The organism is Actinospica acidithermotolerans (assembly GCF_018139625.1).
Lineage (GTDB): Bacteria > Actinomycetota > Actinomycetes > Streptomycetales > Catenulisporaceae > Actinospica > Actinospica acidithermotolerans.
In genome coordinates this window covers 13,590-38,185 of record NZ_JAGSOH010000011.1, presented here as the reverse complement: position 1 = coordinate 38,185, position 24,596 = coordinate 13,590, and the positions used below count along the sequence as shown (strand labels likewise).

The following is a 24,596-nucleotide window of genomic DNA, read 5'->3' as shown; positions in this document are numbered from 1 at the left end:
CCTGATTCACGCTTGCTGATTCAGCTACTTGATCGCGGTACCGGTGAGTTCGGCGCAGTAGTCGAGCAGGGCGTCTTGGATCGCGGGCTCGCGCGCCTCGGCGGAGACGGAACGCTCCTGGCGGTGGTAGAAGTGCCGGCCGGTGACCTTCGCGGCCTCGTCATCGCTGACGGCGAGCCACGCCTGCGTCACCGGGCCCTGATCCAGGTCGTCCGGCGCGCCGGGACCGCCCATCTTCGTCGGCACCCACCCGGGCTCCACGGAGTTCGAGCTGACCTCCGGCCAGCGCCGTGCGACACCGAAGGCGAGCAGGACGTCGAACAGCTTGCTGTCGCTGTAGGCCTGTGCCCCGTTCCAGCGCCGATGGGTCCACTGCGGATCGGTCAGATCGGGATCTCCGCTACGGGCCATGCCCGAGCTGAGGTAGACCAGCCGACCGGGGCGCGTCATGAGCGCGGTCAGCAGGTAGGGGGCGAGCACATTCACGGTGAACAGTTCGGACAGGCCATCGGCGGTCTCGACGCGGCGCGGTTCGCGGTAGCCGATGCCCGCATTGTGGATCGCGGCGTCGAACCGGGCCGCCGCGTTGGCCGCGTCGGCCAGCCCACGGATCCCGTCGAGCGTGCGCAGGTCTGCCACCAGCACGTCTTCGGCGGCGGGCAGCGCCGCACGGGCATGTGCGGCCCGCTCGGTGTTGCGCGCGTGCAGAGTGACCGTGTGGCCTTGGTCGGTCAGCAGGCGGCCGGCCATCAGGCCGAGGCCGTCGGAGGATCCGGTGATCAGGACGTGAGCCATCGTCATACCTCCCGAGGGGTGTTAGAGGTTGCTTCGGGTGTCGGTTCCACATTCGGTCCGGCGGTGGGCCGCTGTCCAAGACCTGTTGCTCGCCCTGTGGTGCCCTCGCGGCATCAGCGCGGCTCAGGCCGCATGTGATGCCCTGCGGGTATCACAAAGGGCGGAACAGGTCTTGGACGGTGCCGTTGATCAGGCCGCATGCTGGACGCGAGCCCGGTGGACGACGAGGGCCGCCGCGGGCCGACGATCAACGACCGAGAACGACGAGGGACGACATGAGGATTTTCCTGACCGGTGGATCCGGCTACATCGGCCGGGCCACGATCGCGGAACTGGTGCGGCGCGGCCACGTCGTGCAGGCGCTGGCCCGCGGCGAGCAGTCGGCGCAGGCCGTGACCGGAGCGGGTGCGGCTGCGGTACGCGGCTCACTGACCGACCTGGACGTGCTCAACCACGCGGCGGCCGGCGCCGAGGCGGTGATCCATCTCGCGCAGGCCGATTCTCCGGAAATGGATCTCGCCGCGGCCGAGGCGATGCAGGACGGCGCGGGGGCCGGGGCCTACGTGCACACCGGCGGCAGTTGGGTCTACGGCGACACCGATGGCGTGGCGGACGAGACCGCGCCGTGGAACCCGCCGAGCGTGGTGGCGTGGCGACGGCCGGTCGAGGACGCGGTCCTGGCGCGGGCCGCCGATGGCGCCCGTCCCGTCATCGTTCAGCCGGGGCTGCTCTACGGCGGCGACAACCGGCTGATCGATCACTTCTTCATCACGCCCGGTAAGCTGAACGGTGCCATTCCGTATATCGGCAACGGTGCGAACCGGTGGGCGCTCGTGCACGTCGACGACGTCGCCACGCTCTACGCCGCAGCGATATCGGGCAAGGCGGGATCGGTCTATATCGGAGTCGGCGAGGGCCACCCGACGATGAAGCAGGTCGCCGAGGCGGCGGCGCGCGGTGCCGGACTGGAGGGCAAGACGGCCTCGATCACGATCGAGCAGGCTCGCGCGCAGATGGGGCCCGTCGCGGACGCGTTCGCGCTCGACCAGCGCCTGAGCGCGGCCAAGGCCCGGCGCGAGTTGGGCTGGGCGCCGACGCACGCCGACCCGCTCGCCGATCTCTCCTGCCGCTGAGCACACAGATCGTCAACGCCGACCGGGACCGCCGGACCGGACCGACCAGGGCAGCTGCGCAAGCCGGAGCGCACGGAGCACCCGGAAAATCCAGACCACCCGCACCCCCTCCGAGGAGCCGCATGGACGTCGACCTGCGCAAGCTTCGCTACTTCCTCGCGGTCGCCGAGGAGCTCCACTTCGGGCGCGCCGCGGAACGGCTGCACATCGCGCAGCCGGTGCTCTCCCGCCAGATCCGGGCGCTCGAAGGCGAGTTGGGTACGGAACTGTTCATGCGCGACCGCCGGCACACCGAGCTGACCCCGGCCGGCGAGCAACTCGTCCGCGACGCCAAACCCCTGCTGGCGAACGCGGACGCGTTGCTCCGGCGGGTGCTCGCCGCGGGCGAGGGCGTCGCCCGCTTCACGATCGGGTTCATGCCCGGGATCACGCTGACTCCCGTCATCAGCCGGCTGCGCGAGCGCCACCCCGGGCTCGACGTGCGGATGCTGCGCACCGGCTGGCACGACCAGGTCGACGTGCTGCACGACGGGCGCGCGGACGTCGGGATCCTCCGGCTCCCGATCGACCCAGCGGGCCTGGAGATCAGGCCGCTCTACGATGAGCCGCGCCTCGCCGTGGTCGCCTCGGGCCACCGCCTCGCCGGGAAGGAGGCCGTCCAGGTCGCCGACCTCGCAGCCGAGCATCTGCTGCAGGACCCGGACGCCGTCCCCGAATGGCGGGACATCGCGCTGGAGTTGCGCACCGGTGAGCGCCGCCCGGTACCGGCGATCAACAGCGTCGAGGAAAAGCTCGAACTCGTCGCGGGCGGCCAGGGCATCGCGGTCATCCCCGCGTCCACCGCGAACTTCTACACCAGGCCGGACATCGAAACGATCCCGGTCGAGGATCTCAGCCCCAACCACGTCGCGGTGGCCTGGCCCGCCGGACGCACCACCGCCCTCATCCGGGAATTCGTCGAAGCCGCCGTCGCCCTGCTGCCGCACCGGGAGGCTCGCGCGACCGACTGAAGAATACGCCTGGAATTGTCGACGCATTTCACATCTCCAAGAGCGGAGCGCCCACATCGGCAAGATCTTGGTGAGTCTGCGGCCGCAAGTCACACGCCGAACTTTGATCGGCCCAGCTGTCCCCATCGGGTCCGGTAGCGCGGTCTGGCGCGGGATCGGATGAGGACGCGTGACGCCCCGGGCCGCCGCCCCACTGTCGGCTCGCCCGCCTGTCAACGGCCACGAAGTGACCTTGTTGGGCGGACAGCGGATGGCGAGGCTGGCGGACAGCAGAAGTCCAGGCTGGTGCCCACCGATGTCCTGGTGGGCGGCCGTGGGGTTCCCGCTGGAGTGGTCAGGCCAACGGGACCACCCCCTTGCCGGCCAGGGCCTGGGCGAGGCGGTGCGAATCGCCGGAAGTCAGGACGAGATGCGCGTGGTGAAGTAGTCTGTCGACGGCAGCGGTCGCAATGGTCTTAGGCATGATCGTGTCAAAGCCTGAAGGGTGAATGTTGCTGGTCACGGCTATCGAGCGTCTCTCGTATGCGGCGTCTATGATCCGGTAGAACGCCTCGGCGGCCTCGGCTTGGACCGGGAGCATGCCGATGTCGTCGATGACGATCAGGTCGGCCCGGCAGATCCGGGCGACGGTGCGTGCGGTCGAGCCGTCGATCTTCGTCTTGGCGATGACGGCGTGCAGGGTCTCGAGGGTGAACCAGGCGACCTTCAGGTCTTTCTCGATCGCGGCGTGTGCGAGGCCTTCGGTGAGGTGGCTTTTGCCCGTACCCGAGGGTCCGGCGATTACCAGGTTCTCCGCGCGGCCGATCCATTCGAGGGTGACCAGCGCGTTCTGGGTCGCTTCCGGGATGGTGGACTCCTCCGGCCGCCAGGAGCCGAGGGTCTTGCCGGTGGGGAAGTTCGCGGTCGTGCGGCGTAGCCGCCGGGTGGCGGCGTCGCGTCCGACGACCTCCTCGGTGATCAGGACTTTGAGGACTTCGGCGGGGTCCCAGCGTTGGGCGCGGGCGGTGGCGAGGACGTCGGGTGCGGCTTTGCGCAGGTAGGGCAGGCGCATGCGGCGCAGCAGCCGGTCGAGGTCGTCGGGGATCGGCGGGGCTGAGGGGGTGGCCATCAGTGTTCTTTCTTCTCGTCGAGGTGGCGGGCAAGGCGCTGGGCGCCGTCGGCGCAGGCTGCGGCGATGCCGGTCGCGAGGCCAGAGGTCCGCCAGGGGTTGCGCAGGTACCGGTCGGCCAGGTCGAGTACGTCGCGGATGTAGAGCGCGTCCTGGCGTTCGAGCGGGACCGCGGTCGGGTTCGCGGTCATCGGCCGTAGGCGTCCCAGCCGAAGGTTCCGGGTTGCACGGAGTGGGCCTCGTCGGCGCGGGTGACCTCGCCAAGGCTGCCGAGGGCTGCGACGTGGTCGGCGATGGAGGCCAGGTCGCCGTCGGCGAAGCGCCCGGCTTCGGCCGCCATGTCCAAGGCGGTGTCGATCACGTCGGCGCCCAGCAGCGCGGCGAGTTCGAGAGCGTGGCCCATCTTGGCGCGGATGCGGGCGGCGCCGGTGGCCGCGGCGTCGGTCAGCCAGCGTTCGGCGCCCGGCCCGATCTGCAGGAACGCGATCTCCGCCGGGGTGCGCGGCCGCGGCCTGGGGGCGGTGATCGCCCGGCCGCCGGGGTGGTTGGGGTAGTGCGCATCGTTGATGCGCGGGTTGCCCGGGGTCGACAGACGGTGGCGGGTGATCTCGGTCAGGCCCGCATTGGTGTCCGCGGTGATGACCAGATCCTCGCCCACGACCCGGCAGTAGACGTAGGTGCCCACGTGTCCGGGCGGGGTGGAGTAGCGCACCGACCCGAAGCGGATCGTCTGCCCCTCGTCGACCAGGCGCTGTTCACCGGCGGCGAGGGCGAACGGGGCGTGCGGGACCCGGTGCAGCGTGCCGCGCTCGATCTCCAACCTGGCCGTCGGGGTCTTTCCGGTCTCCCGGTGCACCCGGTTGTTGACCCGGTCGCAGAACACTGCGCAGGCCTCGGCCAGGGCGTCGAAGGAGTCGTATCCGCCCAGCAGGTTCGCGCCGGTGGGCACCAGGTCCCACTTCGCGATCTTCACGGTGGCCTCGACCCCGCCCTTGGTCTCCGGGTCGAACGGGACACACGATTCGACCGAGCAGCCGTAGTGCCGGCCGAGCTCGACCATTTGTGGATGGCGCACCGGAACCCCGGCGACGTGCTCGAGCGTGATGGTCTTGGCGTTGTCCGAGAGCACGTACGTCGGAACCCCGCCGATCGCGCGGAACGTCGTATCCAGGTTCGACGCGAGCGTCCCGACGGTCGAGTCCCACACCGGGATCACGACCCGGAACCGCGACCAGGCCAGCCATGCGCAGAACAGCCAGGTCTTCCGGCCCTGAATCTCAGGCCCCTTGCCCCAGTCCACCTGCAACCAGAGCCCGGGCTCCGGGACCCACGGCCGGTAGGTGCGGCGCCGGCCCGCCTTCCAGGCGGCCTTCGCCTCGGCCACCGCCCGCCTCGTCGAGCGCTCGTTGCCCGCGAACCCCATGGCCGAAAGCTTGCGGTGCACCACGTCGGCGCGGATCTTCCCGGCCGACTCCTCCACCCATTGCTCGATCTTGTCCAGGAACGGGTCGATGGCCCGCGGCCGCCGCTCACGCTCGTACGGACTGCGACCGGCATCCCGTGCCTCGACGTAACGCGCGACCGTCTTCGGGTCGCAGCCCGCGAGCTGCGCGGCCGACCACACGGTCTGCGTCAGGTCGTATGCCCTGAGTGAGCCTTTCCGATCTACACTCGGGCAGGTGATGCTCGTAGCCTGATGACGGTGTGGATCGAGCGGGCGAGCGTGGTGATCCGGCACGGGCTGATGCGTACGCGGCGGAGCACTTTGAACACCTTGAGCTGGGCGAAGCCGCGTTCGCCTCGGCAGCGCACGCGGGCGTGCTCGCGGTTGGCGCGCTGGTCGCGTGGCGAGATGCCGCGTCCGGGCTTGCGCTTGACCGGAGTGCGCACCGTCCCGCCGACGCCGTGGTAGCCGAGGTCGGCGACCAGCTCAACGTCCGCTGCGTGCGCGGCCTCGATGATGCCGTCGGCGCGGGCAGCCGCGGTGTCATGGGTCGATCCGCACCGTGCCTCGCCCAGAAACAGCAGCTCACCGTCCAGTCCGATCACGCCCTGGACGTTGACGCCGTGCCGGTGGTGCTTCCCGGAGTAGTACGGATCCTGATTATCTCCGGCGGATCCGGCCGGGGCGGACGAGCAGCGGTCGGTGGCGATCAGCGTGCCGTCGAGCACCGCGTGTCGCTCCGGCCCGGCCTCGCTCAGGCCCTGCGCCAGATCCGGCGCCTTGTCCGCGAGGACCTCGGCGGTCTCGGTCGCGTACGCCCAGGCGCGATCGGTCGAGACGCCGAAATGCGCGCCGAGCTCGGCGAAGGTGAAATCGTGGCGGATCCACACCAGGTAGAGCACGGCCTGATCGAACGAGGTCAGCGCCCGCCACGGCGAGCCGATCTCACTCCTTCGAGTGGCAACCAGATTCTCGATGGCGGAAACCACGTCCGGGTCGACGTTCAGTCGGGCAACATAGGTGACCATCGAGGCTCCTCGGCTTGCGTTCTTCTTGGCAGACGAACAACAAGCGAGGAGCCTCGGCCGTCACGTCCCCCGATCCGGTGACGATCGGAAAGGCTCAGTATTTCCACGATCTCCCTGCCAGACTTCGTCACGGGACCTCTTCGGTGCGGTTGAGCTAATGCGTGCAAACATCAGCAAAACCCATCGGAGGGGTCTCTTCGCTAACGGATCAAGACGGGAACTCGCACGGTCACCGCGCGGCTACAGATGGCCGCCTACCCAGACTTCTCATGTCCGCGGATCGGGACTCACATGTCCGCCCACCACGACTCTTCCACGTCCGCCGTCACTCCAGCGAAGAAGGTGTGTCAGGGTTCAGGACAATACCTTTACCGTCTCCGGATCTCGTTTGAGACTACGCCTGTTCGGAGGGAATGAGAACAAGCCAAGAGCTCGCCGGTACAGCCGGACGTCCACAGGGCGAATATGGTCATTCCCCTTGATGTCGTGCTCCGGGTTCTCCCCTGAACCTGTTGTGTGGCCGCGAGATTCCGTCGCAGCGCTGCGCTGCTGCCTCCGTTCGCCTTCTCCTCGGAGCCGGAGCGGGTGGCAGACCAGTAACCAGTAGCGTTCGACGTCCAACACCTGAGGGAGGCCAGCACGGATGACCACACGACCGGCGCGAGGCATGGCTGCGGAACGGGTCGTTGCCCTCTTGTGTCCACTGCTCGTCTGCCTGCTCAGCGCATTCGCGGGCGCGCGCAGCGGCAGCGGTCCCATAGCCGACGGGGGCGGCTCCGTCGGTGCAGTAACGTCCGAGCCGCTCGCCTCCGGTCAGCCGCCGCCGGTGGCCGGCCGGTTCCTCGCCTCCTACGTGCGCCCCGACGGTCGCGTATGGCGTCCGGATCAGGGCGGCGACACGGTCAGCGAGGGCCAAGCCTATGGCTTGCTGCTGGCCGAGGTCGCCGGCCGAAGCGATCTATTCGTTCGCATCTGGGGTTGGACGCGGGATCATCTGCAACTGCCGGACGGCCTTTTCGCCTGGCATGCGGACGCGGCGGGCCACGTTCTCGACCCGGGCTCGGCCAGCGACGCCGACCTGTTGATCGCGTGGGCGCTGCTGCGTTACGAGGGGCCGGGCGCGGCCGGCCCGCATCAGGACGGCATGCGCGTCGCCGACGCGGTCCTGAATTTCGAGCTGACCACGGGCGCCGGTGGAATGTCCATCCTGGCAGCCGGCCCGTGGGCCACCGGCCGTCCCGCCACGCTGGACCCGAGCTACTGGTCGCTGCCCGCGCTGACCGGACTGGCCCGCCTCACCGGAAACGACCAGTGGCTGCGCATAGCGGACGGTGCGGTGGCCCTGGCTCAGCAACTGACCCGGTCCGGTGCGCTGTTGCCGCCCGACTGGGCAGGACTGGCGGCTGACGGCACGGTTTACCCTGAGGCTCAGTACGGGCTCGATGCCCAACGCACGGTCGTCTGGTTCGCCGCGTCGTGCCTCCCACAGGCCAGGACTCTGGCTGCCAAGTGGTGGGCGTTACTGCGGCTCCCCGGGCGTTCCAGCGCCCTTGCTCTGACGCTCGATGGCTCGATCCTGACTCCAACGGTCAACGCGCTGCCCTACACAGCCGCCGCTGCCGCCGCTGCCGCCGCCGGGGCCGCGGCCGCCAGCGACAGCCTGCTCAGCCGGGCTGCGAGCGAGCAGCGACGCGATCCCGGATACTACGGTGGCGCCTGGGCCGCGTTCGGCCAGACCCTGCTCGGAAGCCGCCTGCTGAACGGCTGCTGAATGAACCTGCGGGCTCGTCACTCTCCTCGAGGCCGGGCTCGGGCTTTGCCTTCATTCATTCGCGCCCACGTCACGCGGGGCGTCGTCCTGCTCGCCGGCTTGAGGCGCGAGCGTGGTGGCGTCGATTGACAGTATGCTCCAGCCCTGCGCGGACAGCGTGGGCCAGACGTCCAGCGCACAATGCCGGCACAGCGTGAGTTCCCCTTGCTCTTGCACGCGGTACGCAGCCCGTACCGCGGGTCCACACCGGTCGCACGTCTCGTTCATCTCGGCCTATCCGACGGCTCGCATAGATCGATCCGCGCTCTATGCCGATTTCCCGTCTATTGCGCCCTTTTGATGGCGGCTGCACTTCCAGCCGCGGACCGCTGTGGCCCGCTTGGACGTTCCAAGAATGATCACCCTGCTTCGGCGGATCACGCATCACGGCAATCGACAGTCGACCACTGAGGCTGGCACTACGTAGCCCACACCTGCCAGCCGGTAAGACGAGCTCTCGCGCTGTACAGCGCGCGATGCCAAGAAATGGTCGATCACAGTGATGGGCCGATTCGATGACCGCCGCCAAAATATCTCTGACCGCACCGACCGGTTAGCCTGGTCAAGACAATGCGGAGCTTTCCCCGAATACCAAGAGGGCGTAATGATTTTGGAGCCTCACGCTGATAGATATGAAGCCACGGGGACGTCTGCCGAAACGGCAGACTTTTCCGAAGACGCCGGTTTGCCGGCATCAGTGCTGGCCGCCAGGTGTGATGTGCTTGCCGAGGCCATAACGGACCAGATCATGAAGGAAGTTGCCGCTCACGATAAATATCCGGCACGTGAGGTCCTCGTGCGCACATGCCGCGCGCATCTCGACGCTTTGCTCCGGGTGCCGGTCCTGTCGGCGGACAAGCGGGCGGGGGAGAAGGCAGCAGCCCAAGAGCGCGAACGTTCGGCGCTCGTCGGCGCGATCCTTGACGGGCACGTCGAACGCGCTCAGACCCTGTGGGACACCGTGGAGGCACTGAGGCTGCCACATGACGGCCCATACGTCGTGGTGGCGGCGGAGACTTTGGAGATCGGCGAGCAGGAGGGGATCCGGGTCGTCGAACGCGGGTTGAGCGTCGCGGGTCTGCGGTCTGCCTGGTGGGTGCGGGCCGCCGGACACGCCGCGGTGGCAGGCGTGGTGGCGGTTCGCGGGACCGCATGGCTCGAGGCGCTGACAGATGTGCTCTCAACGGCATGGCCGCACCGAAGCGGGATCAGTCCGCGGTTCCAGGAGCTGAGCGGAGCGCGGCGAGCGCACCGGTTCGCCACGTTGGCCATGGTCAGCGCCCCGCGCGGGTCCGCCGTGGTCACAGCGTTCGAAAAGGCACCGCTCGCGGTGCTGGCCGCCAGCGCCCCGGACGTCATGGCGGAGCTGGCCGACGCGGTCCTCGGCTCCATCAACCAGTTGCCCGAAGAGGACCGGGCAGTGCTCCTCGGCACCCTGAGGACCTGGCTGGCGTGCGGGGGCTCTGTCGACACCGCCGCGCAGATGCTGTTCTGCCATCCGAACACCGTCCGGTATCGGCTCAACCGGGTCACCGAGCGCACCGGCAGGACCTTAGCCGACCCGCAGGCCGTATCAGAGCTGGCCCTCGCGCTGCAGGCCGACAACCTCGCCTGATCGGAGTGAGACGGATCGCGAGGAGCCGGTAAAGCGAATCTGATTCTGAGAGGAAGACTGCGATGACCCGCGCAGAACGGAGCGGATTCGTAGAGGCTGCCGATGGCGCACTCGTCCACTTCTTCGACGCCTCTGCTGGTTCCCGCTTCGAGCGTCGGCGCGCGCATACACGGAACGCCCTGGTCAAGGCCGCGCGGCAGATCCTCGCCGAGACCGGCGATACGAACGCGAGTATCCAGGAGATCGCCCAGCGGGCCGACGTGGGATTCGGCAGCTTCTACAACCACTTCGATACCAAGGCAGCGCTGTTCGAGGCCGCGGTCGCCGACGCGTTGGACGAGTACGGTCAGTTGGTAGACGAGCTGAACAGGGACATCGAGGATCCGGCCGAACTGTTCGCCGCCAGTATCCGGCTCACTCTGCGCCTGGCCGTCCTGCATCCTGAGATCACCCAGATTCTGCGGCTGCGCGGCCTCCAGTATGTGCATGCCGAGGTCGGCCTCGGCCCGCGAGCGCTGCGTGATCTGGTCAAGGGCCAGAAGGCCGGTCGTTTCCACATCGACAACCCCGCCGTCGCCCTCAGTGCCGTCGGGGGCGCCGTTGTCGGTTTGCTGCAGCTCAACTCTGTCGCCGATCTCGACGCCCACGCTGGTGAGGAGATGGCCGAGCTCGTGCTGCGGATGCTCGGCCTCCCGCTCGAGGAGGCTCGTAAGTTGGCCACTCGACCCCTGTCCGAACTGCCGTAACTCGCTCCCGCCCCTCGGGCGGCGATTCCCCGGTCGCCCTGGCCGGCGCATGTCCTCTCGCCGTGTGTCGGCCGCTCACTCGTTGGCATGCCGGGCGCTCAGATCCAGGCCGCAGTGAATCGCGGCAATGACCGGCACAGTTGGGACAGACTGTTGCTTGACCGAAGCGCTGTGCCGTCTGGGCGGACGATGGCGGCGTCGGTGCGGCCGGCGCGAAGCCAGCGGTCCAGCTCGCCGGAGCGGTGGGCGGTGATGAGCACCGCACCGCAGCTTTGTATCGCTGTTCGATCAGCCTCCGACGGCGTGAGTGCCGTGACGACGGCGAACCGGCCGGCTACGACGTCGTCGAGACGGCGTCCGTCGTCGAGAACGGTGTTGGGGCATAGATGCCCCGCCAAGGTTCGCCGCAGGCGTGGCCGCTCGATCAGGATCGACCGGCGCAGCGCGGGTGTCTCGCTGTCGAGGACGTGCGCGGCGAGGGCGGGAACGAGCGCCAGACGGGGCGCGACGACCTTCCGGATCAGATCCCCGAACCGGCCCCCTTCGGTCATGGCCTTGCCGATCAGCACGGCCATGCGGACCATGGCCCGGGCGTGCGGTTTGCGTTCCGCCTCATAAGAGGCGAGCACATCCTCCGGAAGGGTCCCGCCGATGACCCCCGCGAGTTTCCACGCCAGGTTTGCGGCGTCGCGCAGTCCGGCGCCCATGCCCTGGCCGATGAACGGCGGGGTCAGGTGAGCGGCGTCGCCGAGCAGGAACACCCTTCTATCTCGCCATCGGTCTGCGATCTGTGCGCGGAACGTGTACTCGGCGACGCGGACGATCTCCAGTTCGTCGGCCGGGACGTGCTTGGTCCACGGCGCGATGAGCGGATGCAGCCGGTCTCGTTCACGGAAGTCCTCGCCGCTTTCCCCTGGCAGCAACCGGAGTTCCCAGCGGTAGCGGGTCTTGCCGATGCGCATGTAAGTCGCGGCGCGTTGCGGGTTGCAGACCTGGTGCACACCCTCCCACTCGCCGAGGTCGGTTCTCGTGGCGACGTCGACCACGAGCCAGCGCTGATCGAACCGCAGATCGGTCATCATGGCGCCGATCGATGCCCTGGCAAGGCTGTTGGCGCCGTCACAGCCCAGGACGTAGTCCGCGTGGATCGTCTCGCGCGCGCCGGTGACGCGGTCGGTCACCTCGACCCGCACCGGCCCGGTCTCGTTCTGGGTGATCGAGGTGACCTCGGTGTCGCCGCGCGGGGTGATACCGCCGATCGCTTCCAATCGCGATCGCAGCAGCCGCTCGAGGTCCGGCTGGTCGAACATGTTCGCCTGCGGGTAGCCGTGGCGGCCGTCGCCCGGGGCGCGACGGAATTCGGCGAGCACTCGTAGGCCCGGATCCAGCAACCGCAGACCATGGCACGGCCAGGACACCGCGGCGAAATCCTCGGCCAGCCCGAGTCGCCCGAGGATGCGGTAGACCTCGTCGTCCAGGTGCACGGCGCGAGGCTGCGGGTAAACCGCTCCCCACCGCTCCAGCACCACGCATTCGACGCCGTACCGGGTGAGCAGCGCCGCGGCGGTCAGCCCGGTGGGACCCGCACCGATGATCACTACTCGCGGGTTCACGACCACATCCCCACAGTGGAGAGACGGTCTGCGCCGAGCACGGGAAGCGCCGCGGCTATCGGGGTCGACTTCGTTGTCAACACAATCACGATGAGTCCTTGAGGTCAGAAGGTCAGACCGGAGACGACGGGAGGGAAACGGAACAAGTCCGGCTTTGGGAGGTCACGGCCGTGACTCCAGTCGCGAGGCGATGGCGTAGCGGTCCAACACGTCTTTGACCGCGGATCCGTCGAGTGCGGAGGGCACGCCGACCCTCGCCACCACGGCGCCGTTCTCGATCACCGCGTCGACGGTTACGCCGCTGAAGCCGGCCAGTGCCTTGCCGATCGCGCGGCGGGCGGCATCGGCGCGCAGCGGGAGCTTGTAGGGCTTGCCGATCGCGGTGACGGGCAACGCGTCGAGCACCGTGACCGCCTTCGGCGCGGCGGGCCGTTCGGGCGCGCGGTTGGCGGCCCAGGCCAGTAGGTCCTCCTCGGTGGCTTTGGTCCCGGGGGAGAGGGTCACGTACGCGACCGGCACTTCGCCGGAGTGCTCGTCTGGGGCGCCGACCGCGCAGGCGGCGGTCACCGCGGGGTGAGCTAGCAAGACGTCCTCGATGATGGCGGGGTCGATGTTGTGGCCGCCGCGGATGATGAGGTCCTTGGCCCGGCCGGCCAGGCGTACGAACCCGTCACCGTCGACGCGGGCCAGATCGCCGGTGTCCAGCCAGCCGTCGTTGAGCTTGGCGAGTCCGTCGAGAACGTGACCGTGCTCGTCACGTGCGACGACGTATCCGGGGAAGACGGTCGGACCGCTGATGGCCAGCACGCCGACTTGGCCGGGCGGCACCTCCTCCCAGGTGCCCGGGCGCAGCACCTTCATCTGCTGGTACGGCATGCGCTGGCCGAGCGTGTCCGGTCTGGCATCGTCGGGGAAGCTCCGAGCGCTGGCACACGTGGCCTCGGTGAGCCCGTAGCCCTCGAGGAGCGCGACGCCGGTGCGGGACTGGAACTCCGCCCGGACCGCGGCGGGCAGAGGCGAGGCGCCGACCATGGGCAAGCGCAGACTACTGATGTCGGCGTCGACAGGGCACTGCGCGAGTGCCGCGTACACAGTGGGCACCGCGCTCATCGCGGCGATCCGGTAGTGCTCGACGATCTTCCAGAACTGCGCGTAGAGGGCCGGATCGCGGTAGCCGAGCGGACCCGCCCACACCGTCTGCTGGCCCTTGAACAGCGGCGTTAACAGGGTGACAACTAGGGCGTTGACATGGAAAAGCGGCAGGCCTGCGAAGACTACTGAGTCTCCGGCCATCAATGAGTTGAGAGCTAATGACCACGCGTCGGCGACTTCATTGGCATGTGTGTGCGCGGCGAGCTTGGGTGCACCGGTGGTTCCGCCCGTGTGGAACAGCGCGGCCAGGTCCGACGACTGCGGTGGCCGCCCGGCGAAAGTGTCAGGATCCGCCCCGGCGGCGAGTTCGTCGAGGTAGCCCACACGCACGCCGTCGAGGGCGGGCAGCGCGGCCCGAGCGCCTGTGGCGCCGGTCGGGCGAAGTACGAGGATCGCGTCGAGCAGCCCCGCCAGCGCCATCGCGCGGTCCCACATGTCCGGTGCCAGTTCCGGCCCCGCAGTGATCAGGACACGTGCGCCGGACAGGCGGAGCAGTTCCGTGAGATGGTCGCGGGCCAGGCCGCCGTTCAGCGGCGCGGCAATGCCGGCCAGTTGAGCGGCCAGAAGAGCCGGTACCAGTTCGGTGCAGTTGGGCGACATCAGCGCGACCGCGTCACCGCGCCGAACACCCAGTTCGAGCAGCAGGTTCGCATAGCGGTTGACGTCGGACAGCAGGCCGGTGAAGGTCCGGTCGACGGGTTCGCCCCAGCGGGCGGCGTCGGGCAGTACGCGGACCGCCGTGCGCTGCGGCCACAGCCTGGCGGCACGGGACAGCAGTGCGTAGGTCGACTCCGGCAATGCACGGTCGGCGAGCGGAATCGCCTCGATCGCGAGGAGGTCGGCGGGTTCGGCGTAGCGCGGCCAGAGCAGATCCTCGATCATCGGGGTTCCGCTCGTCAGGGTTCCGCTCATCGCGCGTACCGCACCATCGTGCGCTGAGTACCGAGGTCGATGGCGCCGTCGTCGGTGGCGACGCGGGCCTCGACGAAGTCGCCGTCGGCCAGGTACTTCGGGTTCTTCGCCTGTCCCTTGAAGAACATGCGCCACTTCATCGCCGGGGGCAGCAGCCCGGCGATCTTCTCCACGGCCTTGGGCGGCGCGGAAAGCGCGGTGCCGGCAGGCGTCCCGGTCAGGACCAGGTCGCCGGCGTCCAGCCGCTGGAACCGGGTCAGCGCCCGCAGCGCCTCCAGCGGCCGGTAGATCATGTCTGTGCCGACGAGCGCGTTCTGCCGCAAGGCCCCGTTGACCGAGAGCGTCAGCCGGAGGTCGGTGAACCGTTTGAGTTCGTCGGCCTCGAGCAGGACGAGCGCCGGCCCTACCGGGGTGAAGCTCGGATAGGACTTCGCCTCGTAGAACTGGGTCTTAGGCAGTTGGACGTCGCGGGCCGAAACGTCGTTGGTCACTACCAGGCCGGCCACGTATTCGTGCAGGCTACCGGCCGTGATCGTAGTGCCGACCGGGATGCCGCGGCCGACGACCAATCCGATCTCGACCTCGTAGTCGAGCAGGGTGACGTGCGCGGGCTTGATCACGTCGTCCGCCGGGCCGCTGATGGACCCGGAGGCCTTGCGGAAGAACGTCAGCGGCACGGTCTTCGGGTCCATCCCGGAGTCCGTCACGTGGGAGGCGAAGTTGGTCATCTGGGCGACCACACGGCAGGGCGCGGTCACCGGTGAGACCAGCGCGAGATCCTCGACGCGGTCCGTGCTCGCGCCCGCGGCGGCAGCCGCGATGGCCGACCGGTCGGCCAGCAGTTCACCGGTCGTCCGGGCGCCGGTGGCGATCTTCACGGCCCCGCCGGTGGTGGCGACATACCAGGCGTCGGCAGTGCGCAGGATCGAGGTACTCAACGGTTCTCCAGGAAACGGGCGGATTGGGCGGAGTTACACGTCGGCGCGTGAACCGACGTGGGGGAGAGGGCGCAGTTCACGAGCGGGCTACCTTCAGCAGGCCCAGCAGGCGGCGTACGTCGAACTCGTTGTCTTCGCGCAGCGAATGGAGCGTCGCGAGCAGTTCACGAAGCGATTCCTTGCCCGGTTTGATACCGAGGAAGTCGGCGGTGGCCGGCGGGCCCCACTGGGCGAGACCGGAGGCGCTCATCGGGGCCCAGCCCGGTTCGAGCGTGTTGTCGAACAGATCGCCGTCGCTGAAGTGCTCGACCATGAACCCGTCCGGGTCGCGCCAGTAGTCGAAGAGCTGGCTGCCCTGGATGTGTCGCCCGATACCCCAGGAGTGTTGGTAGCCGCAGTCGCGCAGGTACTCGCCGCCCGCGGCCAGGGTGTCCAGGTCGGCGACCTGGTAGGCGGAGTGCACGTACCGGTTCGCGGGGCCGAGCGTCAGCGCAAGCGTGTGGTGATCGGCTGGGGTGGCACCGCGGTCGCAGCGAATGAAGCTCATCACGGGACCGCGTTCGCGCTGCCCTGGGTAGTAGAGGAAGTCGCTGACGAGCAGACCGAGGTGCTCAAGGTACCAATCCAGCGTCTGGCGGTACTTCGTCGATTGCAGCACGACGTGCCCGAGCCGTTGCACATGCGCGGGCTCACGCGGCGGACGCTGCGTGGCGTTGGTGCGCCGTGCCTCGTGGCCGAAGTTGAGTGTGAGCGGCACCTGCGGCGGCAACGCGGGCAAGTCTCGTGCCCCGGCGACGACCCGGACGCGCAGACCGCTGGGATCGGTCAGGTCGACAAAGCTTCCGCCCAGTTGCTCCGGCAGTTCGGTGACGCGTTGCCCGGCGGCCTCCGCCAGCCGCTTCACGTCACGCGGCTCGGCCGCCCGGAACGCCGGGCCGAGGAACGCCGACCGAGTGCCCCTGCGGATGATCACGCATGCCGAGCCCGGATCGGTACCGCGCAGGTGCAGTTCGTTCTCGGTGCGCAGCGACGTGGTTAACCCGAACGCCGCCGCGAACATCGCAGCGCGCTCCAGATCGGGCTTGACGAACTCCAGCCAGGCCAGGTCGCAAACCTTGATCACCGGGTTCCCGGCGCGCCCGGGGTGCTCGCCGGCGCGCGCGCCGTGCTCGCTGTGCAGACCGGTGTGCGGATCTTCGTCGATCACGGGGCCACACTCCTTCGTGTAATTGACGATATCGTCAGTCACGCTCGTGTCGTCAGTCAAGGACTTCTGACGAATTCCTCATCAGTGACTGCTTCCGCTATGCTGAGCCGGTCGGATTCGGAGGGAGGACGCCATGCCCGAGCAAGCCGTGAGCCGACTGGAGCGACGCAAAGCCGGAACGCGCTCGGCACTGATCCGGGCCGCTCAGACGCTCATCGCGGCCGGCCGGACGAACGCGCCGATCCTGGAGATCACCCAGGCCGCGGACGTGGGGATGGGGTCGTTCTACAACCACTTCGAGAACAGGGAGCAGTTGCACCGGGCGGCGCTGGATGCCGCGCTGGAAGCCCAGGGTGCGCTGCTGGACGAGCTGACCGCGGGTCTCGAAGACCCGGCGCACGTCTTCGCGCAGAGCTTCCGCCTGACCGGACGACTGCACCGCAGGCAACCGGCCCTGAGCAAGGTGCTGCTGCACTACGGCTTCGCGCTGACCACCTCGGACGACGGTCTGGCGCCCCGCGCGCGGCGCGACATCGAGGCCGCCGTCCGAGACGGCCGATTCACCGTGCGCGACCCCGAACTGGCGCTCGTGACGGTCGCCGGCGCCGCGCTGAGCCTGGGCTGGTTACTGCATGATCAGCCGGAGCGCGACGATGCGGCGACCACCGACCTGGTGACCGAAGACGTGCTGCGCATGCTCGGCCTCGGCGCCGCCGAAGCACACGAGATCTGCACGCGGCCGCTACCCGACCTCGACACCACCGTCGGCAGGCTCGGCGCTGTGTGAGGTCGCTGGAGCCGGTGTGCCGATCATTGAGCGTCCGCGGCCAGTTGGCGCCGGAAGGACGCGCTACGAGGGCGGACGCGAGTGGGCCTTGCGGTAGGTCGGCGGTGCGGTCCGTATTCCATGCGCGGTGAGCGCACGGCGGATCGGCTCGAGGCCGTAGACCTTCCGGTACTCGTCGTTGAACCCGACGATCATCGGGGTCCCGGGGCCGGTTCCCGCGCGAAACAGGCCGTGCTGCGCGGTCCTCGAAACGACAGCGCGCCGTCGGCGGTCGACGCTCCGGTCACATCGAGGCGGAGCCCTGACTGCACTCCGGTGACGGTGCCGTCGGAGTCGAACTGCCACTGCTGGTTGCTCTGGCCGTTGCAGGGCCAGATGATCACCTTCGTGCCGGGTACGGTGCCCTGGACGTTAGCGTCCAGGCAGTCGCTCATGCCGTTATTGGTGACGGTCAACTGGCCCGACGAGGTGTGCGTCCACGTCTGGTCCGCCCGCCCGTTGCGGCCCCAGATCTGCATCTGCCACCGGCCGTACTGCCGTTCGGGTCGTCGAGACACTTGCTCGCGCCATCCGCCTGCAGGGCTCCGGTGTTAGGGCCTGTATCGAGTTCGGATCATGTGGCGGGCCTTAGGCTGCGGAGCCAGATGAGCGAGCCGCGCAGGTGCAGGCCGGCGCTGTAGCTTTCAGGCGTCTTGTCGTAGCGGGTGGCGATGCCGCGCCAGGACTTGAGCTTGTTGATGCAGCGTTCGACCGTGTTCCTGTCCTTGTACAACTCGGAGTCGAAGGCGTACTCGCGTCCGCCGAGCGAGCCCTTCTTCTTCCGGTTCGCGGCCTGGTCGGCCTTGACCGGGATCACGCCCTTGATGCGCCGCTTGCGCAGGTAGGCGCGGTTGGCCTTCGAGGAGTAGGCCTTGTCTGCCGCAGCGGCCTGCGGACGGGTGGCCGGGCGCCCGACCGGGCCGCGCACCCTGACCTTCTCCAGCACGGCACGCAACTGCGGGCCGTCGGCGCTCTGCCCGGGGGTGAGGACGAACGAGAGCGGTCGGCAGGCCCGGTCCGCAGACAGGTGGATCTTGCTGGTCAGTCCGCCTCGGGAGCGGCCGAGTCCGGCAGCGTGCGCCCGGGCCTTTCGCCGTCGGCGCGTACGGCGGCGCTCCTCGCGCGCCGGATCGCTTGCCGCGTCGGGCGCGTCGGGACCGGGCGCGCCTTCACCACCCGGTACCGAAAACTCACCTGTTGTTCGAGCGGAACCCCTTTTTCCTCGGTGAACGCCGCCTCAAGCGCGTCGAGCACCTCACCCGACACGGCCATCCCGGCCCCCGGGAGCTGATTCCGCCCTCGAGCGTGTTCGCGTTTTTGGCCGAGCATCGGGAGGCGCTGTTCCCGCCTGCGATGTTCGCGGACATGTATCCCTCGCGCAACGGCCGTCCCTCGATGCCGCCGCAGATCCTGGCGGCCGCGGTCACCCTGCAGGCCCTGCACGGCCACTCGGATATCGAGACGGTCCAGGAGTTGCGCTGCGACCTGCGGTGGAAGGCCGCATGCGGACTCGGGCTGTATGACACCGCGTTCGACTCCTCGCTGCTGGCCTACTTCCGCCGCCGTCTGTCGCGCTCGGCCGACCCGCAGCGCATCTTCACCGCCGTGCGGGCCGTGGTCTCGGAGACCGGCGTGCTCAAGGGCAGGGTGCGCCGGGCACTGGACTCCACGGTGCTCGACGACGCGGTCGCCACCCAGGACACCGTCACCCAGATCATCGCCGCGATCCGGCGCGTCGGCCGCGAGGTACCCGGGGCCGACGAGGTCATCGCGGCCGTGTGTATCGGACACGACTACACCGACCCCGGCAAACCGAAGATCGCCTGGAACGACCAGGCGGCCCGCGCCGACCTGGTCGACGCGCTGGTCACCGACGCGATCCGGCTGCTCGCAGCCCTGCCCGAGCGCGAGCAGGGCCCGAAGGCCGCCGACGCGCTCGGCCTGCTCGCCCTCGTGGCCGGCCAGGACGTGGAACCGGCAGACGGCTCGGACGGGGGTGACGGACGCTGGCGCATCACCCGCGGCACCGCACCGGACCGGGTCATCTCCACCGTCGATCCCGAGGCCCGGCACGTGCACAAGACCCGAAGCCACAAGCAGGACGGGTACAAAGCCCACCTCGCGATCGAGCCGGAGACCGGGATCTACACCGCCGTGGCCATCCGCGCCGGCGCCGGAGCGCAGCATCACGAGGCCACCGTCGCGCTCGACCTGCTCGACCAGGACGATCAGACAGCCGACCTCGAGATCTTCGGCGACACCGCCTACAGCAGCGGACAGGCCGGCGCCACACTCCGCGAGCGCGGACACCACCTGTTCCTCAAACCCGCACCCCTGACCACGGCCGTGCCCGATGGATTCAGCCTCGACGAGTTCGCCATCGACACCACCGCAGGCGTGGTGACCTGCCCCAACGGGCACACCGTCCGCCTCACCCCACCCGGTGGAATCCACCGGCAGCGCAAAGTGGTCTTCGACCAGTGCCCCACCTGCCCACTGCGCGAGCGATGCACGAAAGCCAAGGCCGGGTGCGTCCTGACCATCCGCCCCCACCACGACCAGCAGGCCGCCGCCCGCCGAAAAGCCGCCACCGACCCCGACTGGCAGACCGCCTACCGCCGCTGGCGGCCACCGGTCGAGCGCGCCGTGGCCTGGCTCGTCGCCCACGGCAACCGGCGCCTGCGCTACCGCGGCACCACCGCGAACAACACCTGGATCCACACCCGCGCCGCCGCATTGAACCTACGCACCCTCGTCAACCTCGCCTTAACCGCACCCACGGGCGCTGGAACCTGCCGACACCAGCGTGAACAGGAAAGCAGCGGGCCGGCTACGCCGACCCGCCGAATCAGAACACGAAGATTTTCATCAGACTTCTAGTGCCGCTGCCGGGGGCGTATCCGGCAGCGTCGATGTCGGCTTGCACGGCGTTTGGTGCAACAAGCTGCACGAGGCGGTCGCCGGCCATTAGCCGGACGTGATCTGGCAGGACTTCGACCTGAGCGGGGTGGAGGAGTCCTACCGGCTGCAGTTCCTGGCCGACTACTACAACGCGGCGGTGCCCTGGAACAAGGACGTGGTGGCCACGTACAAGGACGGGTTCGACAGCCTCGGCGAGGTCTTCGACTACGAACGCGGCGGCGCCGGCAGCATCCTGACTCCGTACTGGCTCACCGACGACAGCGTCTACGCCTCCACGTGGTGCTACGTCACCGGCATCACCCTGTACGACACCCAGACGATGCTGCACTCGCTCATCGACCACGTCAGCATCCGGCGCATGTCAAGGGTCTTCTCGGGCGTGAGACCGATGTGCTGGACGCAGTGTGGCTGTGCCGCTTGGCCGAGTGCGGACTGGTCAAGGCGTCGTTAGTGGCGCCGGAGCCGATTCGGCAGTTGCGTGATCTCACGCGGCATTGTGCGAGTCTGCTGGGGGAGCGGACGCGGCAGGTTCAGCGTCCTGAAGAAGATGCTGGAGGACGCTCAGATCAAGATCTCGATCGTGCTGACAGATCTGCTCGGTGCCTCGGGGCGCTCGATGCCGGAGGCGTTGATCGCGGGGGAGCGCGATGCGGTGGTGCTCGTCGGCCGCGCGAAGGGGCGGTTTCGCATCCGCATATCCGGACCGGTCGCCGCCCTCGATGGCCGCTTCACCGAGCATCATGCGTTGAACCCGTTCGGGAGACTCAGCCGCAGAAGCCACTGGCAGGCAGGATGCAATCGCTCAGGGGTATTCGAATCACGACGCTGTGGCCTTTCATCGTGCAGTGCGCCAAGTGGCATGTGTCGGGCTACTCAGCGCCGCCACCCTGCGCCGGGTCGCTGCCACCGGCGGATCGTTGGGCGGCCTCCTCGAGCCGGGCGAGCCATTCGCGCAGCAGGCCGGCTTCGAAGACGCTGAATCCGGCGTCGGTCACGGGGTCGGTGCCGCCGGCCGGGGTGATGATCCCGAGCAGCGCCTGGGCGCGGTCGGCGATGGGGGAGCGGTCGTCGCGCGATGCCGTCCGCTCCGTCACGGCGTCGAGCACGATGTCGCGCAGCGGCCGGATCAGCCCGGCGTGCCGCGCCTGTTCGGGCAGGGCCAGGAGAAGCAGCACCGAGCCGGTCGTCGAGGCCTCGATGGCCACGGTGGCCGTCTCGACGGGCACGCGGAGCAGGCCTTGCGCGTTGGCGCGTTCGAGCATGGCGCGCATGATGGCGCGGTTCTCCGCAGCCGCGGCGGGTCGCCGCCCGGGCTGCGCGTTCCCGTACATCAGGGTGTAGATGGCGGGGTTGGCCAAGCCGAACTGGACGTGCACGTCCCAGCCGCGCCGCAGGTCGTCGATCGGGTCGTCGCTGGTCTCGAACGCGCGCTTTTCGGCCAGGTAGCTCTCGAAGCCGAAGTCGGCCACGGCGTCGAGCAGTCCGTCCTTGTCCGCGAAGAGCCGGTACAGCGTCGGCGTCTGCACTCCGGCTGCCGCCGCGACCGCCCGGGTGGACAGGCCGGACGGCCCGGCCTCGGCGAGCAGATTCACCGCCGCGCTCAGAATGAGCTCACGCTGCCGGTCCGGCCCGCCGCGTCGTTCCTCTGGGTTCATGTGCCAATGATAACGGAGATCCGTTGACGTTGACAGCTACAGTGTCACGCCTATAGCGTTATCAACGTCAACAACGAGCGGTCCGCGTCAGTTCCGACCGCCGATTCCGCACGACGAAGGAGCCCGACATGCCCCACATTCGCGTAGCCATCGCCTACTACTCCGGGTACGGACACACCCTCGAGATCGCCAAGGCCGTCCGCGACGGCATCGAGTCGGTGCCCGCAGCCCGCGCCACCCTGGTCGACGTGGCCGACATGACCGACGAGAGGTGGACGATCCTCGACGACAGCGACGCGATCATCTTCGGAACGCCGACCTACATGGGATCGGCGGCCGGGGCGTTCCACGCGTTCGCCGAGGCGACCTCGAAGCGCTGGATGACCCGGCAGTGGCAGGACAAGCTCGCGTCCGGGTTCACCAACTCCGGATCGATGAGCGGCGACAAGCTGCACACCCTGCAGTACCTGTCCATGCTCGCCGCACAGCACGGCATGCACTGGATCAGCCTGGGCCTGCTCCCCGGGTGGAACACCACCACCAGCACCGAGCACGAGGACAACCGCCTCGGCTTCTATCTGGGCGCGGGCGCCCAGACCTGGAACGACCAGGGCCCGGACGCCGTGCACGCGGCCGACCTGACCACGGCACGCCACCTCGGCGCCCGCGTCGCAGAGATCACCCGCATCCACCAGGCCGGCCGCGCCACGCTCGCTGGTTGATCGACGTCTTGTGTGACGTCACGGACCGCGCGGCACATACAAGCCTGGAGACACGAAATGAGCACCCAGACACACACCCATGAACAGCGCCTGCTGATCGCCGGCCAGTGGCAGTCGGCCGAGGGCGGCGCGACCTACGAGGTTCGGGATCCCTTCACCGGCGCGGTCGCCTCAACGGCCGCCGCCGCCGCGCCGGCCGACGTCGTGCGCGCGGTGGACGCCGCCGACGCCGCCTTCCAGAAGTGGTCGGCGCTGCTGCCGGCCGAGCGCAGCCGGTACCTGCTCGCCGCTGCGGCCGCGCTGGAGGCCAGGGCCGGGGAACTGGCTGAGTGGACTACGGCAGAGATGGGCGGCCCCGCGGCGTGGGGCGCGTACAACGCGCGCTCGCTCGCGGGGAAACTGCGGTACGCCGCCACCGCGGTCTACGAGGGACTGACCGGCGAGGTGATCCCGTCCGACAACCCGGGCCGGACCTCGCTGGCGATCCGCCGGCCGGTCGGCGTGGTCGCGAGCATCGTCCCGTGGAACGCTCCCGCGCTCCTGGTCGGCAGTTCGGTCCCGGCCGCCCTCGCGCTGGGCAACACCGTCGTGGTGAAGGCATCTGAGCAGACACCGCGCACCCACGGCCTCGTGGCCGAGTGCTTCGCCGAGGCCGGGCTGCCCGAGGGCGTGTTCAACCTGGTGACCAACGCGCCGCGGAACGCTCCCGAGGTCGTGGACGCGCTGATTGCCCACCCCGCGGTGCGGCGGGTGCACTTCACCGGCTCGACCCGGATCGGACGGATGATCGGGGAGAAGTCCGCCGCGCACATGAAGCAGGCCGTGCTCGAACTCGGTGGAAAGGCTCCCGTGATCATACTGGCCGACGCCGACCTTGAGCACGCCGTCAGCGCCGTGGCCTTCGGAGCTTTCGCCAACTCCGGCCAGGGCTGCCTGTCGACGGAGCGGGTGGTGGTGGACCGGGCCATCGCCGAGGAGTTCGCACAGCGCCTCGCGAAGGTCGCCACCGGCATCGCCTACGGTGACCCGCGTGAGCCCGGCACCGTCATCGGCCCCGTGGTCAACACCGCGTCTCTGCAACGGCTCACCGAACTGACCGAGGATGCCCGCACGCATGGGGCGCGAGTTCTGGCCGGTGGCACGGCCGACGGTCCGTGCTTCGTCCCGACCGTGCTCGCCGACGTCACGGCGGAAATGCGCGTCTACCGTGAGGAATCGTTCGGTCCCATGGTCACCATCGTGCCCGTGGACGGGCCGGAGGAGGCCCTGCGTGTGGCCAACGACAACGACTACGGCCTCACCTCGGCGGTCTTCAGCCGCGATGTCGCCCTCGCCCTCGATCTGGCCAAGCGCATCAACACAGGGATGTGCCATGTCAACGGGGTCACCCTCGACGACGAGCCCCAGGCCCCGTTCGGCGGCGTGAAGAACAGCGGCTACGGCCGCTCGGGAGGCCGCGCCGGACTCACCGAGTTCACCGAGATCCAGTGGATCACCATCGAAGGCCCGCAGACCCCCCGCTACCCCATCGCCGAATAGCGCCCAGAACCAGCAGACCCGGACCCCGCGCCCGCCGCCTTCCTTCTCCTCGGAGCGGCGGCGGCTCCGTGTCCGGTGTGGTTTGCCCGACAAAACAAAAGCCCTGCTATGCCTCTGCCGCACCACTGCGAGTATGCCGCAGATCTTCCTCGCGGCCTCTCTGACAGCTCGTGCCGACCGCGGCGAGCCGGCAGCGCGGGCGGATCGAGAGCCGACAGGCTCTTGAGCCCTGACTCGATCCACATGCTCCGCTCCACGGGCCCTGATGTGCCCGTTCGCGTAGCGCAGCGTCCAGCGATGGTCGGCAAAACGCTCCACAGCGCGGTCGATCGACCGACAGGAAGTACGGCGGCTAATTCGGCGTATCGCGGCCGCCGACCACCCTGCGGGCTGCAAATCGGCCTAGCCCCTTTGTTAATCA

At 68.9% G+C, this 24,596-nt stretch carries 21 protein-coding genes and 3 pseudogenes; 10 read left to right on the top strand and 14 right to left on the bottom strand.

Going from position 1 to position 24,596, the window contains the following annotated elements:
• Positions 1 to 24 precede the first annotated feature (24 nt).
• The gene (locus KDK95_RS06655) at positions 25 to 795 is read right to left on the bottom strand and encodes an SDR family NAD(P)-dependent oxidoreductase (protein ID WP_212517128.1); all 771 of its coding nucleotides are present in this window, start codon (positions 793 to 795) and stop codon (positions 25 to 27) included.
• Positions 796 to 1,070: 275 nt separating this feature from the next.
• Between KDK95_RS06655 and KDK95_RS06650 the strand changes: the two genes are divergently transcribed.
• Both KDK95_RS06650 and KDK95_RS06645 read left to right on the top strand, forming a co-directional pair.
• A complete protein-coding gene (locus KDK95_RS06650) occupies positions 1,071 to 1,928 on the top strand; it encodes an NAD-dependent epimerase/dehydratase family protein (RefSeq protein ID WP_212517127.1) in 858 nt (285 codons plus the stop codon).
• 122 nt (positions 1,929 to 2,050) lie between these two features.
• A complete protein-coding gene (locus KDK95_RS06645) occupies positions 2,051 to 2,938 on the top strand; it encodes a LysR family transcriptional regulator (RefSeq protein WP_212517126.1) in 888 nt (295 codons plus the stop codon).
• 334 nt (positions 2,939 to 3,272) lie between these two features.
• Here the strand turns inward: KDK95_RS06645 and istB are convergent, their stop codons facing one another.
• The 4 genes from istB to KDK95_RS06625 are packed head-to-tail and all read right to left on the bottom strand — an operon-like array spanning position 3,273 to position 6,518.
• Entirely contained in the window at positions 3,273 to 4,046 is a 774-nt protein-coding gene (gene istB / locus KDK95_RS06640) for an IS21-like element helper ATPase IstB (protein ID WP_212517125.1), read from the bottom strand.
• Positions 4,046 to 4,237, bottom strand: a complete 192-nt coding sequence (locus KDK95_RS06635; RefSeq protein WP_212517124.1) for a hypothetical protein — start codon at positions 4,235 to 4,237, stop codon at positions 4,046 to 4,048. The genes istB and KDK95_RS06635 overlap by 1 nt, the downstream gene beginning before the upstream one ends.
• Entirely contained in the window at positions 4,234 to 5,730 is a 1,497-nt protein-coding gene (gene istA, locus KDK95_RS06630) for an IS21 family transposase (protein ID WP_212517175.1), read from the bottom strand. Before istA ends, KDK95_RS06635 begins: the two co-directional genes overlap by 4 nt.
• Complete coding sequence (locus tag KDK95_RS06625; protein WP_212516610.1) at positions 5,712 to 6,518, bottom strand: transposase family protein; 807 nt, start codon at positions 6,516 to 6,518, stop codon at positions 5,712 to 5,714. Before KDK95_RS06625 ends, istA begins: the two co-directional genes overlap by 19 nt.
• A gap of 643 nt (positions 6,519 to 7,161) precedes the next feature.
• Between KDK95_RS06625 and KDK95_RS06620 the strand changes: the two genes are divergently transcribed.
• On the top strand, positions 7,162 to 8,289 hold the full coding sequence (locus KDK95_RS06620; protein ID WP_212517123.1) for a glycosyl hydrolase family 8: 1,128 nt from the start codon (positions 7,162 to 7,164) through the stop codon (positions 8,287 to 8,289).
• Positions 8,290 to 8,340: 51 nt separating this feature from the next.
• On the opposite strand, the gene KDK95_RS38795 is transcribed toward KDK95_RS06620, so the two are convergent.
• Positions 8,341 to 8,556: a DUF7455 domain-containing protein gene (locus KDK95_RS38795; protein WP_443612917.1), complete on the bottom strand. Its 216-nt coding sequence runs from the start codon at positions 8,554 to 8,556 to the stop codon at positions 8,341 to 8,343.
• 376 nt (positions 8,557 to 8,932) lie between these two features.
• On the opposite strand from KDK95_RS38795, the gene KDK95_RS06615 reads away from it, so the two are divergent.
• Positions 8,933 to 9,943, top strand: coding sequence for a PucR family transcriptional regulator (locus tag KDK95_RS06615; protein ID WP_212517122.1), 1,011 nt, complete (start codon positions 8,933 to 8,935; stop codon positions 9,941 to 9,943).
• Between the two features lie 62 nt (positions 9,944 to 10,005).
• Positions 10,006 to 10,689, top strand: a complete 684-nt coding sequence (locus tag KDK95_RS06610) for a TetR/AcrR family transcriptional regulator (protein WP_212517121.1) — start codon at positions 10,006 to 10,008, stop codon at positions 10,687 to 10,689.
• Positions 10,690 to 10,787: 98 nt separating this feature from the next.
• Here KDK95_RS06610 and mhpA read toward each other — a convergent pair whose 3' ends face one another.
• From mhpA to KDK95_RS06590, 4 genes are all read right to left on the bottom strand, one after another.
• On the bottom strand, positions 10,788 to 12,308 hold the full coding sequence (gene mhpA / locus KDK95_RS06605) for a bifunctional 3-(3-hydroxy-phenyl)propionate/3-hydroxycinnamic acid hydroxylase MhpA (RefSeq protein ID WP_372463272.1): 1,521 nt from the start codon (positions 12,306 to 12,308) through the stop codon (positions 10,788 to 10,790).
• A gap of 156 nt (positions 12,309 to 12,464) precedes the next feature.
• Entirely contained in the window at positions 12,465 to 14,336 is a 1,872-nt protein-coding gene (locus tag KDK95_RS06600; RefSeq protein ID WP_372463274.1) for an acyl-CoA synthetase, read from the bottom strand.
• A 26-nt stretch (positions 14,337 to 14,362) separates the two neighbouring features.
• Positions 14,363 to 15,304 (bottom strand): fumarylacetoacetate hydrolase family protein, encoded by a 942-nt coding sequence (locus tag KDK95_RS06595; RefSeq protein WP_212517118.1) that lies wholly within the window; start codon positions 15,302 to 15,304, stop codon positions 14,363 to 14,365.
• 76 nt (positions 15,305 to 15,380) lie between these two features.
• Positions 15,381 to 16,511, bottom strand: a complete 1,131-nt coding sequence (locus KDK95_RS06590; RefSeq protein ID WP_212517117.1) for a VOC family protein — start codon at positions 16,509 to 16,511, stop codon at positions 15,381 to 15,383.
• Between the two features lie 133 nt (positions 16,512 to 16,644).
• Here KDK95_RS06590 and KDK95_RS06585 point away from each other — a divergent pair, with 133 nt between their 5' ends.
• Positions 16,645 to 17,298, top strand: a complete 654-nt coding sequence (locus tag KDK95_RS06585) for a TetR/AcrR family transcriptional regulator (protein ID WP_212517116.1) — start codon at positions 16,645 to 16,647, stop codon at positions 17,296 to 17,298.
• A gap of 191 nt (positions 17,299 to 17,489) precedes the next feature.
• Here the strand turns inward: KDK95_RS06585 and KDK95_RS06580 are convergent.
• Positions 17,490 to 17,896: pseudogene (locus KDK95_RS06580) on the bottom strand (ricin-type beta-trefoil lectin domain protein); the annotation flags it as partial.
• 15 nt (positions 17,897 to 17,911) lie between these two features.
• Positions 17,912 to 18,633, bottom strand: a pseudogene (locus tag KDK95_RS06575) (IS5 family transposase); the annotation flags it as partial.
• On the opposite strand from KDK95_RS06575, the pseudogene KDK95_RS06565 reads away from it, so the two are divergent.
• Both KDK95_RS06565 and KDK95_RS06560 read left to right on the top strand, forming a co-directional pair.
• Positions 18,625 to 20,109, top strand: a pseudogene (locus tag KDK95_RS06565) (IS1182 family transposase); the annotation flags it as partial. The pseudogenes KDK95_RS06575 and KDK95_RS06565 overlap by 9 nt on opposite strands.
• A 205-nt stretch (positions 20,110 to 20,314) precedes the next feature.
• Positions 20,315 to 20,710 (top strand): alpha-L-fucosidase, encoded by a 396-nt coding sequence (locus KDK95_RS06560; RefSeq protein ID WP_212517115.1) that lies wholly within the window; start codon positions 20,315 to 20,317, stop codon positions 20,708 to 20,710.
• 110 nt (positions 20,711 to 20,820) lie between these two features.
• On the opposite strand, the gene KDK95_RS36740 is transcribed toward KDK95_RS06560, so the two are convergent.
• Together KDK95_RS36740 and KDK95_RS06555 are read right to left on the bottom strand one after the other, a co-directional pair.
• A complete protein-coding gene (locus tag KDK95_RS36740) occupies positions 20,821 to 20,949 on the bottom strand; it encodes a hypothetical protein (RefSeq protein WP_282971246.1) in 129 nt (42 codons plus the stop codon).
• Positions 20,950 to 21,128: 179 nt separating this feature from the next.
• The gene (locus KDK95_RS06555; RefSeq protein WP_212517114.1) at positions 21,129 to 21,914 is read right to left on the bottom strand and encodes a TetR/AcrR family transcriptional regulator; all 786 of its coding nucleotides are present in this window, start codon (positions 21,912 to 21,914) and stop codon (positions 21,129 to 21,131) included.
• Positions 21,915 to 22,042: 128 nt separating this feature from the next.
• Between KDK95_RS06555 and KDK95_RS06550 the strand changes: the two genes are divergently transcribed.
• Positions 22,043 to 22,636, top strand: coding sequence for a flavodoxin family protein (locus KDK95_RS06550; RefSeq protein WP_212517113.1), 594 nt, complete (start codon positions 22,043 to 22,045; stop codon positions 22,634 to 22,636).
• Positions 22,637 to 22,693: 57 nt separating this feature from the next.
• Complete coding sequence (locus tag KDK95_RS06545; RefSeq protein WP_212517112.1) at positions 22,694 to 24,175, top strand: aldehyde dehydrogenase family protein; 1,482 nt, start codon at positions 22,694 to 22,696, stop codon at positions 24,173 to 24,175.
• Positions 24,176 to 24,596 lie beyond the last annotated feature (421 nt).